Origin of the sequence: Shewanella sp. 8A (genome assembly GCF_023475945.1) — a bacterium.
Lineage (GTDB): Bacteria > Pseudomonadota > Gammaproteobacteria > Enterobacterales > Shewanellaceae > Shewanella > Shewanella xiamenensis.
Genome location: NZ_JAMDJP010000002.1, coordinates 276,903 through 290,817 on the forward strand (window position 1 = coordinate 276,903; position 13,915 = coordinate 290,817).

The window sequence follows — 13,915 nt, forward strand, 5'->3', positions numbered from 1 at the left end:
CGCTCATTAACCCTTTCGATGGCTATATATCTTAAAGCTAATCACCTACTATCCGCCATATTCAATCAGCGGTGGCTGATACAAACTGTTTGCACGCTTTTGTTCCGTATACTCATTTCCTATAAAAGTTTGTATACCAAAGTTCCAGAGGAAAATATTACCCATGCTAACCGATATGGAGATTTCGCGCCGCGCGCATCTAAAAGATATCGCACAACTTGGTGCAGAGTTTGGGTTGTTGCCCGAAGAGATGCAGCTATTTGGTCATACCAAAGCTAAGGTGGAGCCACAAGTACAGCAGCGCTTAGCCGGGCAACCAAAGGGGAAGCTGGTTATTGTGACCGCAGTGACGCCAACGCCCCATGGTGAAGGCAAAACCGTGACGACTATTGGTTTAACGCAATCGATCAAGGCGCTCGGCAACAAAGTCTGTGCCTGTATTCGCCAGCCCAGTATGGGGCCTGTATTTGGGGTGAAAGGTGGCGCCGCAGGCGGTGGTTACGCCCAAGTGGTGCCCATGCAGGAGCTGAATTTGCACCTAACAGGCGACATTCATGCTGTGAGTAGCGCACATAATCTTGGTGCGGCGGCGATTGCTTCTCGGCTTTACCATGAGATGCGTTTGGGGCGGGCGGAATATGAGCGTCAATCGGGATTAAGGTATTTAGATATTGATCCTAAGGGTATTCGTTGGCACAGGGTGGTTGATCATAACGACCGTTGCTTGCGGGAAATTGAGGTGGGATTGGGTGAAAACAACGGTCCCGCTTATCATTCAAGATTTGATATTACTGCCGCTTCAGAGTTAATGGCGATTCTGGCGCTGAGCGGCAATCTGGCGGATATGCGCGCACGTATAGGTAAGTTAGTGCTAGCCCTTAATCGTCAAGGGGAAACCATTAACGCGGAAGATCTTGGTGTCGCAGGTGCGATGACGGCGATTATGGCGGAGGCGGTAAAGCCCACTTTAATGCAGACCTTAAACGGCGCTCCTTGTTTAATTCATTCGGGCCCCTTTGCCAATATCGCCCATGGCAACTCATCGGTGATTGCCGATGATATTGCGTTAAAATTAGCCGATTTTGTGGTGACCGAAGGTGGTTTCGGCTCCGATATGGGCTTTGAAAAGTTCTGTAATATCAAGGCGCGTCAGTCGGGATTAACCCCGAGCGCCGCGGTATTAGTGACCACTTTGAAAGCACTTAAGGCCAATAGTGGCCTAACGTCCGATGCGGATATTAATGCACCAGACCAAGTCCGTCTCGAGGCGGGTTTTGCCAACTTAAACTGGCATATCAACAATGTAGCGCGTTACGGAATTCCCGTTGTGGTGGCGATTAATCGCTTTGCCACCGATACGGACGCCGAGCTTAACTGGTTAATTGAGGCTGTAAGTGCTACCGCGGCATTTGGTTGCGAACTTAGCGAGGCCTTTAGCCAAGGTGAAATAGGCGCCATTAGCCTCGCACAAACCGTAATCCGTGCCTGTGAGCAGCCAAGCGAGTTTCGGTTGTTATATCCTGATGATATGGACTTAGAAGCTAAATTATCGACCTTAGCTGAAGTGGGTTATGGCGCCGCAGGGGTGAGCTTATCCGATGTGGCTAAGCTGCAATTACAGGAGCTCAACTCGCTTGGTTATGGGCATTTACCTGTTTGCATGGCGAAAACACCCTTATCCATTAGCCACGATCCTCAGCTTAAAGGTGTCCCTCAAGGCTTTATGGTACCCGTGCGTGAATTGGTTCTGCATGCGGGGGCTGGGTTTATAACAGCATTGGTAGGTAACGTGATGACTATGCCAGGGCTTGGGTTAACCCCTGGTTATTTAAAGGTAGATATCACCGCAGATGGTGAGATTACTGGATTAGGTTAGTTTGTTAGCCATTTGAATGTAAAGATGAAAAGGCGCAATCAAAGATTGCGCCTTTTGTTAAGAATTTGCTTTGACGAAAGACTATTTACTGGTTTGGTAAATATGCACATCGCGCTGCGGGAAAGGAATGCTGATACCCTCAGCATCAAAGCGCATTTTCACTTCGCGGGTGATATCCCAATATACATCCCAATAGTCTTCTGGTTTTGCCCAGGGGCGGACGATAAAGTCGACCGAGGATTCTCCTAATACGTGCAACTTGATGAGTGGAGCCGGTACTTTTTGCACTTTAGGATGCGCCTCAACAATCGATTTTAGTACCGCTTCGGCCTGCTCAATGCTATCGCCATAGCCGATGCCAAATGTCATATCGACTCGGCGCTGGTGCTCGGCGGTAATATTGTTGATGGTATCCCCCCAAATCTTATTGTTGGGAATGATAAGTCTCTGGTTATCTAATGTTTTAATGGTGGTAGAGACTAGGCTCATATGGCTAACGCGCCCCGATACGCCAGCCGCATTAATCAAATCGCCGACATCATACGGACGATAGATCAAAATCATCATGCCTGAAGCAAAGTTGGACAGAGTATCTTGCAGGGCAAAACCGATGATCACACCCGCGATACCAAAGCCAGCCAGTAAGGGGCCTAATTCGATACCAAGCTGGGATAAAGCAATCAGTACGCCGATAGTAAATACTGCCTTGCCCGAGAGTGAGGTAAAGAAGTCTTGTAGTAACTTGCTGAAATTCAACTTAGAGTTGCTAACGGTATTACTGACAATTTTTTTCACCAGTTTGCCTGCAAGGCCAGCGACAAACAGGATCAGAGAGAAGATAAATAACTTAAAGACCAATGTTGGTCCATGATTAATGGCTTGATCCTTCGCAGTATTTAGCCATTGCTCTATTAAGCTCGATGCCACATCAATGTTTAATACGTCCTGCGTAATATCACCTGAAATACTAAACAAGGTCTTTTTGAGCAAGGCGGTGTTTTGCCCTAGTGCATCCAGTAACTCGATATTGGTGCTGAGGCTCTGGCTGTTTTGTGCTAAACGTTCTTTTAGTTGTATCACGCGACTGGTTTGCGCTGCGGTAACGTCTTTCCCTGCATTGGTGGCATCATTTACCGCATTTTGTAACTGCTGTTGGGTGTAAGTGACAAAGCTGTCGAAGTTATCGGCGCGGTTAAGCAGGAGTTGGGTGAGCTGTGTTTTTTCAGCTGTTACATCTTGGCCAATTTGGGTTAGCCAGTTTAAGGTCTCAAGCCGTTGCTTGTAGTTATTGTCTTTGTCGAGTTCACGTTTGGAGATCTCGAGTAAGGTGGCCTCATCATCCGCCGTGCCAAGTTTTTGAGCCAACTTGGTGATGAGATCATTAAAGTAGTCGTTAATTTTCAGATTAAACTGCAATTGCTCTTGGATTAGAGCCAGCATAAAAGTTTTATCGTAAGTATTATCATCCAAGAGTGCTTTAATCTTATTGCGTAACTGTAAGGTCTTATTTTGAATGCGATATTCAACAATGGTGCGTAATTCACCTTGGTATTGAGCTAAGCGCGCAATGTCCTCTTTAATGGCGGTCTGAAGTGTGGTTAATTCACTTTGGGTTTCGTTTGATGCCGAAGCGGTTGGGCTGGTCGTAATGGGGTCTGGATCTGCAGCGAATACCTTGGCACTCATCAGTAGCGGAAAGCTTAGGGCAAGAATCAATATTAGCGAGCGGCGCATAGACGTTATCTTCGACAAAAAGAGGTAGGTATATGATAGGTGTCGAGCTAAACCCTGTAAAATATCAACAGCATAATAGACTAACAATGTTTAAAATTTGTGCGCCAGTTTACAGCTTTAGGCCATAGAATGAAGCTCTGAAACTACGACGCTAATTAGTTCGACTGAATGGGATAAGGATCTGATAAACTTAGCGCCCCATAGTTAGGAATGTACTTTACATGCTGTGCTCCCATTGTCATCAGTCGATTAAAATTGCCCAAATTACCCAGCAGCGCGGAAAGGGCTTTCACGCCCAAGTCCAATGTCCCCATTGTTCAGCGTGGCTTGGTCATAGTCCTAAGTTATTGAAGTTAAAATTGTTTGGTTTTTATGCGAGTGCCCTGACGGGCTTATACAGTTACTTCGATGCCTCGACGCGGCATTTTTTGATCCCTGTGATGATCTTCTGTGTGATGTTGCTGCTGGTGAGCCATTTTATGGATCAGCTGCAAACGATTGAGGCACCAGAGAAGGAAGACGATAGCGATAAACGGCAAAAGTATCGCTAGAGATGGGATGACACTGGTTTAACCCTGTCGAGCCGTTTAGGGGCCTACCACTGAGGCTCGACATTGTTTTACAGGGTGAACCTGTTATTGAATAACCTGTTCTTGACTCTCTAATGAGTGTTCTACGTAATAAATCCCGCCCAAAATGACTGCGCCGAAAATCACTATCCCTAAGATTAATCCTAAGTTTTCACGAAAGAATGCTAGCATTTTGGTTGCCTTTTACTGGGTTGAATAGAATTAAATATTTAGCCTGTATAACACTGGGCACATAATAGATTCACTGACTTAAGCTAATCTTAAATAACTCTTTTTGCCAATAATGTGCTCTTTTTAAGGCGTCATCAGTTGCAATGGTAAATATCTTGTAACGCATTGCTTGACCATTACCTTATTGCAACTTACTAGCGGCCTGACTTAAACTTGTGCCACTTTTTTACTATGGGGACGACTGAGTGAGACTAGATAGTCACTTAAGACGCACAATTTCGATATGGCTTGCCGCCGTATTGATACTGCTGTCTTTTGTTGCCTCAGCCCATAGTGTGACTCACCTTGATGATGGGGCGAAGACGCACTGTACGCTCTGCTTCCATCAACATCAGCTAAATAAAATTCTGTTCACAGCTCCGCAGACGCTAAATTTAGCGATACAGCGATTTGATGTTTGTGAGTTTGTCTTACCCGTTACCTTCTTCGAACACGTCAGTGTTTACCTAAGCCGTGCGCCGCCTATTCTCCATTAAATCAACTTTAATATTTTAACTTATTGTATTTCTTGATGACTTAACTTAGTCATCGAGTGCTAGTTGTATTTTGGAGATATCATGACTGTTTTTAACAACCGAATTTCTTTGGTGGCCTTGGCGTGCGCATTTGCTTCGCCGACGTTATTTGCCGCTGACTCAAGTTTAACCAATCCAGCGATCAGTGCGGTGCTGAATGGCTATTATCAAACGGCTGAACGCCCATTGGCAGAAACCGCCGAAGGATTTGGTTTAGGTGAAACTGAGTTGGCGATGAGTGCCAATATTGACGACATGTTCTACGGCAAAGTGACCGCCGTCGTTGAGATGCATGATGGTGAAACCGAGCTTAATCTTGAAGAAGCCTTTATCCAAACCATGGCAATGCCTGCGGGTTTTTCCATCCGTGGCGGACGTTTCCTGTCGGATATCGGTTATCTAAATAACCAGCATTTACATACCGATTCATTCACCGACCGTCCGATTGCTTACCGTGCATTTTTCGGCGGCCACTATTTCGATGATGGCGTGCGCTTAAACTTTGTTGCTCCAACTGATCTGTATTGGACCATTGGCGCTGAAGCGTTCAAGGGCGACAGCATGCGCGCCGCCGATGAACATGGCGAACGTGAGTTTAAAAATGTCGGTGTGTACACCTTATATTCAAAAATCGGTGGCGATATAGGGGATAATAGTTCATGGCAGGCGGGATTGAGTTACTTACGTAACGAAAATGGTCAAGTCACAGCCCATGAAGAAGGGGATGCGCACGAAGACGAAACCGCTGAGGAAGGTCATGACCACAGCCATGCGGCATCTTACACAGGTAAAAACACCTATGGTGCTGATTTTGTGTATAAATGGGCACCAAATGGTAACTATAAATACCAAAACCTGACGTTAAGCGGTGAGTATTACCGCGTGACTGACTTTGTGCCTACCGATCTTCATCCCGAAGATGCACCGAGCAAGGACTATCATCAAGGTTGGTATCTGAGCAGTGTGTATCAGTTCACTCCTAGCTGGTCTGCGGGTGTGCGTTACGGCGAGGTGGATACCCAAGAGCTCCATGGCGAGCATTTTCATGGCCAGAAGTTAAAGGAATCTGAGGTGAGTCTAGCGTGGCATTCGAGCCATTTCTCGACAGTACGTTTCCAGTACACCAATCAGAAGGGAACTAACTTCGATGGAATCGAAGACGACAATGTTTTCACTATTCAATACATTATGTCTCTGGGGGCTCACGGTGCGCATCAATTCTAATGTTGTTAAAGCGGCCGCAGCGGCCCTGTCTTTCGCTTGTTCAGGCTTTGCCCACGCAGAGCTGAATGTGTTTGCCTGTGAACCCGAATATGCCGCATTGGCAAAAGAGTTGGCTCCAAACGCCAGCATTTATTCGGCAACCACGGCCTTACAGGATCCGCATCAAGTGCAGGCGCGCCCGAGTTTGATTGCTAAAATGCGTCAAGCGGATCTGGTGGTCTGTGCAGGTGCCGATTTAGAAGTCGGTTGGCTGCCGATGCTGCAAATGAAGTCAGCCAACGCCAAGGTTCGCTCTACCGATCAAGGGCTATTTTTCGCCGCCGATCAAATCGATACCTTAGATAAGTTAGCGAGTGTGGATCGCAGCATGGGCGACGTGCATGCTCAGGGAAATCCGCATATCCACTTCGATCCGCATCGTTTGCTTAGCGTCGCGAATGCGCTCAGCGCTAAGATGAGCCAAATTGATCCGAGTGAAGTGGCTAATTATCAAAAGGCCTTAGCGGACTTTAGCACTCGTTGGCAGGCGGCGATCCCTCGTTGGGAAGAGCAAGCCAAACCGTTAAAGGGTAAAAAGGTCATCGCCTATCACACCAGTTTTAGATATCTGTTCAACTGGTTGGGGATTGAACAAGCCGCTGATCTTGAACCTAAACCCGGTCTAGCGCCGACCAGTGGCCATTTAGCAAGTCTGCTCAGCCGTGCCGAGCAGGGTGATATTCTTGCGGTGGTTGTGGCGTCCTATCAGGACGAACGTGGTGCTAAGTGGTTGGGTGAAAAAGCGAATCTTCCAGTACTGATGTTACCTATGTCTGTAGGTGGAAACGATAGCAGCCAAGATCTCTTTAGCCTCTACGACAGCGCGATTTCCCTCTTAAACGGGGTGAAATAAGCCTATGTTGGATCTGGAACTGATGTCGATCCTGCTGCCTGCACTGGCAGCGGGGATCTTAGTGCTCTCAACGCACATTGTACTTGGTAAACAAGTGCTTAAACGTGGGATTATCTTTATCGATTTAGCCATTGCGCAAGTCGCCGCGTTGGGAGCAATTGTCGCCCACATGGACCACAGGTTAGAAGACATGCCATTTTCTAATGTGTGGATGCCGGCCTTGTTCGCCCTTGCGGGGGCGGGATTTATCGCTTGGTTATCTAAGCGAATGGCGGGTGAGTTAGAAGCCATGATCGGTTGTTTTTATGTACTATCGGCCGTGGCCGCTATGCTATTGCTGGCGAACGATCCCCATGGTGCAGAGCTGCTAAAACAATTGATGTCGGGCCAGATCCTTTGGGTGAGTTGGTCGCAATTAGTGTTACCGACAGTGGTTTATGCAGGGGTGTTGGCGTTGATTTTTTGGCGGCCACAAATATTAAATGGCGCCGGATTCTATCTCCTATTTGCCCTAGTTATTACGTTGTCGGTTGAGCTGGTGGGCGTCTATTTAGTGTTTAGTACCTTGATTTTACCTGCACTTGCCCTGAATAAATACCAAGGTAAAAACGGCTTGTTTTACGCCTATCTTGTCGGCCTTATGGGTTACTTACTTGGTCTGGTATTATCGGCAACCATGGATTTACCGAGTGGGGCGGCGATTGTCGCAACCTTGGCAGTCAGTGCACTGGTATTTCGTGTAGGCTTAAGCAAAATGGCTACAGTGAGTCAGATCTAACGCTAGGTTTTATGCTGAGTGTTAGGCGTTGATATTGATTTAAAAGCCCATCGATACGCTTATTGCGTGAGTAACGATGGGCTTTTGTTTGATTGTTAGCAACTCAGCTAACAGATGTAAACATTATATTGAGTCCCTAGGGCTGGGTGGCTATACTGTCGCCACTTTCACCCTTGGAGTATGTCGTGCTATTAATTGTCAGATCTGTGTTGTTGGCGGTGTCATTGTTACTTGCATTTATTTTTGGTGGTTTGGTTTGCCTATTACGACCTCGTCACCGTGACAATGTACATATGTTCGCCAAGATCTTTTCATCCGCAGCGCCGATTTTAGGGCTTAAAGTCATAGTACGTCGGCCTAAGGAAGTGCAGGATGGCCCCTATATATTTCTTGGAAATCATCAAAATAACTTCGATTTATTCACACATACTAAAGCGGTACCTAAAGGCACTGTGAGCTTAGGGAAAAAGAGCTTAGTGTGGATCCCCTTGTTTGGCCAGATCTATTGGCTTTCAGGTAATATTCTGATCGATAGAAAAAATCGCAATAGTGCTTTTGATACCATGGCGAAAACGGCGGAAAAAATTAAGCAGAATCGTCTTTCCGTGTGGATTTTCCCTGAGGGTACGCGCTCACGGGGGCGCGGACTGTTGCCCTTCAAAGCGGGAGCTTTCCACACTGCGATTGCGGCTGGTGTGCCAGTCGTACCCGTGTTGACGTCATGCCAAAGTCATATTGATTTGAACCGTTGGGATAATGGTGTGGTGATTATTGAGATGATGGCGCCAATCCCGACTGAAGGTTTGGATAAAGCTGATGCCAAAGCCTTTTCGGCACAGGTGCACGAGATTATGTCGGCAAAATTTAACGAGATAAATCGCGAAGCGGCAACATTAATGGGTAAAACTATCCCGGCTGATGACGTATAATAACGCCAATTTGAGCCAGTTTTATCTTAACGGAGACAAGTCCATGTCTATTGAAAGTCAGTTAAAAGCCCAATTCGCCGAGAATCGTGACATAGTGCAAGCCTTGCTCGACGATGGCTCAGAGCCAGATGCTGAATACACCATTGAGCACCATTTTTCATCGAGCAATTTTGAGCGCTTAGAAAAGGCTGCGGTTGATGCATTCAAACTTGGATTTGAAGTCAATGATGCTGAAGAAATGGAATTGGAAGATGGTTCGGTGATTTTCTGTTTTGACGCTGTTGCTTATCACAAGTTAGAAATTCCATTATTAGACAAAGCGACTGAACAGTTATTGCAACTCGCAGCCAAGCAAAAAGTGGATTATGACGGTTGGGGTACTTACTTTGTTGGCGATGAAGAAGATGAAGACGAAGAAGATGACGAACAGGACGATGGTTTTCCACATTAATACGTTGTCATAATTCTTATAAAGTAAAAGCCCATCAATGATGGGCTTTTACTTTATTAAGCCTAATTAAGTGGAAATTGCTGCTGCATGTAGGACGCTACAATTTCGGCCTTTCTGTTTGGCCTCGTAAAGCGCTTTGTCTGAGCAGGAAATCCAACTTGAACTGCTCGTAATATGTTTGCCTATTTCACATACGCCAAGGCTGACAGTCACTTTAATCTTCAGCCCCTCATACACTACGGTGGATTCAGCGATCTTTTCCCTCAAACGCTCGGTAAAGTTGAGGGCATCGGTGCCACTGGTATTGGGCATGACTACCGCAAACTCTTCACCGCCATAGCGACCGACACAGTCGGTTTCCCGCAATGAATGACTCAGAAGATGGGCGATATGTTGAATAACCTTGTCACCTGCAAGGTGGCCGTAGGTGTCATTGATATTTTTGAAATGATCAATATCAATCATCACCAAGCTTGCTACACCGGAATAGCGGGCATAGAGATCGTACTCGTGTTCCAAGCATAGTTGCCAATGGCGGCGATTATGCAGTTGCGTTAATCCATCGGTTTGGCTGAGACGCTCTAACTGTTCGTTGGCGGCCTTGATCTGCAACTTATTGACGGCGATATCGGTGACATCATAAATAATCACACTGATATGGGTAATTTTGCCAGTTAATGAAGCGAGAGGCAGCAAAGTCACGTTCTGGTACATAAAATCGGCGCGCCCAGTAATTGGGCGATAGTTTTTAAACTGAAACACGTAAGGTCTTTGTTCCCAGCTAATGAAAGCTCGATTTTTAAGCATAAAAACCGATTCCATTTTTTGTTTTAACCAAGTGGCTGGCAAATCAGGGAAGCGGCTAAACAGGTTTTGACCTTTAATGGAATTGGGTGAAACGCCACTATGGTTTTCCATAAAGCCGTTCCACAGTTGGATATTATAATCGCGATCTAATACCACGAGACCCACTTCTATGGTTTGTACCATATCGATTAGCCAATGGAGTTCGTTCATTGCGCTTTGATCGTTTGACATAAGGTAAAGTCCAACTGATTAATCGAGTAAATAACCGAGTTTGTAGCTCAGTGTCGGAATAGAGTCTTCGGTAAAGAGCAACAGTAAGTCGCATTGAATATTATGATTTTCAATACGATAGTTGATTTCCATCGCTAATGTTCTGTGCCATTTTTCCGAATTATCATGGATAAGATCATTCACTGTACAGTGACGGCCCAACACCACAGGATGGGCTTGGCTGAATTTCATATCGAGTTGTTCTGAGATCCCATTCAGGAATGCACCAATCAATACGTTTCCAGTGTCGATCAGTACTTCAATCTCGGTATTCTTATCCTCAGGATTTGCAACCCCCATGAGCTTGGCCATATCTTTAAAGCTTGAATCATGGAATAACAACAGTGCTTCACCCGCAACGCCTGCACCAATAAATCCTTGGCAAAGCGCTGAAACAGTTGAGCTTTCTTCTGTTGCTTTCAGAGCCATGGTCAGTTCGCTGACTTCGAGCACGTTCACATTGGGGATAGGTAATAGGACAAATACGTCGAGTAATTTGGCGAGCAAATCGGCTGCACGGCCCATGGCAACGTTAGCGATCTCTTGGCAGGCATCACGCATATCGACTTTGATCATCGGCGTGTCTTCCACCTGATCTTTCTGCGTTAGGGTAAGAATGCCGTACTCTTGGAGGATATTACTGATGGCATCAGCACTGACGGGTTTTTGGATAAAGTCCAATGCACCTAGAGCTTTAACACGTTCATGAGCTTTAATTTGTATGTCACCCGAGACCACAATGATAAGGGCGGGGAGATCGTTTTGTTGAACGGTTTGTAGTACTTCATAACCATCCATTACGGGCATATTGAGATCGAGGAAGACCACTTCGCCTTTACCTGCGCGAATGGCATCTAATCCTTCGGCACCATTGGTCGCGTAGGTAATCTCGACATCCCATTCTTTGGGAAGGGTGCGAGCCATTTGTTTACGCGCCATAGCGGAATCGTCACAGATGAGTACAGAGATTGTCATGCTGACTACAGATCCTTATTTGCCCATTTATTGAAGATAACACTAATTCTTCATGTTTGAGTGACGAATTATGTGCTTCGGGCAAGTTTGATTTACATCATCTATATATAACTTATAGATTTAATTAGCTAATTTTATTTATCTTGCCATTAAATTCTAAAGGCATAGTGCGATTAAAATTGTGGTTAGCTAAGTTAACTTCGTTATTTATCGCAAAAAATACCTCGATTTTGCGACCATCTATATGCTTAATCCATCAACAGATGTCTACAGTATCGATCCTCTATCATGCACAGATATACATGCTGTAGGTAAGCGGAGTTGCTAGAGATGCATTTTATTCAAATTAGACGCTGGCATGGGCTGAACAGCATCGTAAATATATTCTAACAGCTTCATAAATCAGAATTTGTTAGGTTTTAGATTGCAGCCTAACATAATCGCACACTAATACTTAACGGTGACTGACAATATTTTGACTAAAGTCAAAATTCGGCCTTATGTTACATGTTTTGGTTAATCATGCCAAACATGTTAACATTTGGTCTGGACTGACCAGTAGCAGGATATTTCATGGGTGAGCGTTGTGTGCAAGTTACGGTTGAGAATGGCATCGCAAATGTTGTGCTTAATCGTCCAGAAAAGTTCAATGCAATTAATTATTTGATGTTTAGCGAACTCGATAAAACCATCAAAAGGATTAAATCAGATCCGCGTATTCGGCTAGTAATTTTATCTGGCGCTGGAGGTAATTTTAGTTCTGGCTTGGATGTCAAAAGCGTGATGTCGGCGCCGATGCAAGCAGTTAAATTGCTGTTTAAAGGGTTGCCAGGCAATGCCAACCTAGCCCAAAGAGTATCCCTTGGCTGGCAGCGTTTACCTGTACCCGTTATCGCGGTATTGGAAGGCTGCTGTTATGGTGGAGGAATGCAAATCGCTTTAGGTGCGGATTTTAGGATAGCAAGCCCTGACAGTAAGTTATCCATTATGGAGGCCAAATGGGGGCTGGTGCCCGATATGGCAGGCCTAGTGGCATTGCGGCAAATTATGCCAAAGGATCAAGCGATGTTACTCAGTCTCACGGCAAAAGTGCTCTCTGGCGAAGAGGCTAACACCTTAGGTTTAGTGACTCAGTTAAGTGATAACCCAATGTTAAGCGCGCAACAATTGGCGGAAGAACTCCTCAATACCTCCCCCGATGCGGCTGCGGCAATTAAGCTGAGTATTAACCGCAGCTGGACTGCTTCGGTCCGTGCGTTGCTATGCCGCGAGTCATGGAGCCAAGTGAGATTGCTGCTTGGCAAAAATCGTACTATCGCTGCGGTTCGTCAGTTAAAAGATCCCACTAAACCCTACAAGGATCGCCAGTCTGGCTGGTAACTTGGTTGATGCCCTTAGCGAGAAAGCCATGGTAAAGACTTCCTTAATGCTGAGGCAGCGTTGATGTGTCGAGCTTTATTTTGTACTAGCAAGCCGTGCTCGTAAAATCAGGGGATTCAAATTTCAATAGGCGCCGCTCATTCGGGCGGCGAATCCTCTTATGGCCGTTAAACAATTCTGCCAAGCGCTTTCATTATCCAGATTCAATGCCAGCGTTGTCTGCCGATAATTGGGTGCCTCTAAGGTCACTGCCAGCGTTTTACGTTGTTCAGCCGTTTCTAATGAGGCGGGGTGACCATCGGGTGATTGAATATCGAGTATCGGCATCGTGAGTTTAGCGAGCTTCTCGGCTATGGCTTGGTTGCGCGTTTCGTCTTCACTGTAGGGATTGATGACAATCAATACATCGGGATCGGCAATTTTCTTTTGGCTTAATAGGCTTATCAATAATCCAGCACTTTGATCGGCGGTGATCAGTACTCGTTTGCCAGGATAATCGCTACCAACGCTGTCGAGCTGTGACATGCTTTTAACGAGAAAGTCTTCTTGCTCAAGGAGATGCTTATTACTGTCTTCCGGCTTTACCTTTTGACTTGGTTTATTGGAAGGCGCGGTTAATTGCGCTGACCCCGCAGTCGCGACTTCAGTTGCTGGGGTGGCAAAATTGGGCGCTGGTGGTTCTGTTGGCGGCGTGAGGCTTAAGCTCGCCCAGCCAGCCGCATTGATATTACGTCGGACAAAGGCCATTAATCCGGGCGCATCGGCGGTGCCATTAGTGGCGGGTAAAATAATGGCTGCACCGAGTTTTTTCCGGCCTTCCCACGAGCGGACTAAGAGTTCAAGTGGTTGGTCATCTATGGTGATTTGTTTGATCTCATTGGCGGGTAAATAGCTGCTCGCTCTTTTAGCGGGCGTCGGTTTGTTAGGATTAGACTGAGCTGCTTCGGCGCTAGGCTCGGGAGTTTGGTTACTGGGATCGGCGGCGAGTAAGCTCGCACTGGCGAGAGCTAAGGTGAGGCTCAATACCGAGGGAATGATACGCGCCATAGAATTGATAACCACCTGTGTAGTCTTATAAATTCAATTATCTAGAGTATAACCTTAAGCGGCGTAGCAGAAGCAATTTTTGCTTGAGCTCGTGACGGCGACCGCGCACTGCGGCGCCTGGGCAGGCTTATGCGAAAAAAATGTTTATACAACAGAGAAAATAAAAACGCCCAGCGATTGGCTGGGCGTTTGTGTTTTAGCTTAAGCGAGCCGGAT

General features: G+C 46.1%; 14 protein-coding genes. 9 read left to right on the forward strand and 5 right to left on the reverse strand.

What is annotated here, in order from left to right; translation table 11 throughout:
* Positions 1-163: 163 nt before the first annotated feature.
* On the forward strand, positions 164-1,876 hold the full coding sequence (locus M0413_RS02765) for a formate--tetrahydrofolate ligase (RefSeq protein ID WP_249553109.1): 1,713 nt from the start codon (positions 164-166) through the stop codon (positions 1,874-1,876).
* Positions 1,877-1,957: 81 nt separating this feature from the next.
* Here M0413_RS02765 and M0413_RS02770 read toward each other — a convergent pair whose 3' ends face one another.
* Positions 1,958-3,610: a mechanosensitive ion channel family protein gene (locus M0413_RS02770; protein ID WP_144376591.1), complete on the reverse strand. Its 1,653-nt coding sequence runs from the start codon at positions 3,608-3,610 to the stop codon at positions 1,958-1,960.
* A gap of 221 nt (positions 3,611-3,831) precedes the next feature.
* Here M0413_RS02770 and M0413_RS02775 point away from each other — a divergent pair, with 221 nt between their 5' ends.
* On the forward strand, positions 3,832-4,161 hold the full coding sequence (locus M0413_RS02775) for a hypothetical protein (protein WP_249553110.1): 330 nt from the start codon (positions 3,832-3,834) through the stop codon (positions 4,159-4,161).
* Between the two features lie 84 nt (positions 4,162-4,245).
* On the opposite strand, the gene M0413_RS22915 is transcribed toward M0413_RS02775, so the two are convergent.
* Positions 4,246-4,371: a hypothetical protein gene (locus tag M0413_RS22915; protein WP_011621366.1), complete on the reverse strand. Its 126-nt coding sequence runs from the start codon at positions 4,369-4,371 to the stop codon at positions 4,246-4,248.
* Positions 4,372-4,616: 245 nt separating this feature from the next.
* Between M0413_RS22915 and M0413_RS02780 the strand changes: the two genes are divergently transcribed.
* The 6 genes from M0413_RS02780 (at position 4,617) to rraB (ending at position 9,220) form a co-directional block, all read left to right on the forward strand.
* On the forward strand, positions 4,617-4,907 hold the full coding sequence (locus M0413_RS02780) for an ABC-type zinc uptake system zinc chaperone (protein WP_249553112.1): 291 nt from the start codon (positions 4,617-4,619) through the stop codon (positions 4,905-4,907).
* An 81-nt stretch (positions 4,908-4,988) separates the two neighbouring features.
* Positions 4,989-6,170, forward strand: a complete 1,182-nt coding sequence (locus M0413_RS02785; RefSeq protein WP_144376593.1) for a porin family protein — start codon at positions 4,989-4,991, stop codon at positions 6,168-6,170.
* Positions 6,154-7,062, forward strand: coding sequence for a metal ABC transporter solute-binding protein, Zn/Mn family (locus tag M0413_RS02790; RefSeq protein ID WP_249553114.1), 909 nt, complete (start codon positions 6,154-6,156; stop codon positions 7,060-7,062). The genes M0413_RS02785 and M0413_RS02790 overlap by 17 nt, the downstream gene beginning before the upstream one ends.
* 4 nt (positions 7,063-7,066) lie before the next feature.
* Positions 7,067-7,840, forward strand: a complete 774-nt coding sequence (locus M0413_RS02795) for a metal ABC transporter permease (protein ID WP_047536041.1) — start codon at positions 7,067-7,069, stop codon at positions 7,838-7,840.
* Positions 7,841-8,025: 185 nt separating this feature from the next.
* Positions 8,026-8,769, forward strand: coding sequence for a 1-acylglycerol-3-phosphate O-acyltransferase (locus tag M0413_RS02800; RefSeq protein WP_037414070.1), 744 nt, complete (start codon positions 8,026-8,028; stop codon positions 8,767-8,769).
* Positions 8,770-8,812: 43 nt separating this feature from the next.
* On the forward strand, positions 8,813-9,220 hold the full coding sequence (gene rraB, locus M0413_RS02805) for a ribonuclease E inhibitor RraB (protein ID WP_037414069.1): 408 nt from the start codon (positions 8,813-8,815) through the stop codon (positions 9,218-9,220).
* A gap of 66 nt (positions 9,221-9,286) precedes the next feature.
* On the opposite strand, the gene M0413_RS02810 is transcribed toward rraB, so the two are convergent.
* The gene (locus tag M0413_RS02810) at positions 9,287-10,258 is read right to left on the reverse strand and encodes a GGDEF domain-containing protein (protein WP_037430146.1); all 972 of its coding nucleotides are present in this window, start codon (positions 10,256-10,258) and stop codon (positions 9,287-9,289) included.
* Between the two features lie 18 nt (positions 10,259-10,276).
* The gene (locus M0413_RS02815) at positions 10,277-11,272 is read right to left on the reverse strand and encodes a response regulator (protein WP_037414066.1); all 996 of its coding nucleotides are present in this window, start codon (positions 11,270-11,272) and stop codon (positions 10,277-10,279) included.
* Between the two features lie 573 nt (positions 11,273-11,845).
* Between M0413_RS02815 and M0413_RS02820 the strand changes: the two genes are divergently transcribed.
* Positions 11,846-12,652: a crotonase/enoyl-CoA hydratase family protein gene (locus M0413_RS02820; RefSeq protein WP_249553115.1), complete on the forward strand. Its 807-nt coding sequence runs from the start codon at positions 11,846-11,848 to the stop codon at positions 12,650-12,652.
* Between the two features lie 123 nt (positions 12,653-12,775).
* Here M0413_RS02820 and M0413_RS02825 read toward each other — a convergent pair whose 3' ends face one another.
* Complete coding sequence (locus tag M0413_RS02825) at positions 12,776-13,699, reverse strand: DUF3530 family protein (RefSeq protein WP_172588254.1); 924 nt, start codon at positions 13,697-13,699, stop codon at positions 12,776-12,778.
* Positions 13,700-13,915 lie beyond the last annotated feature (216 nt).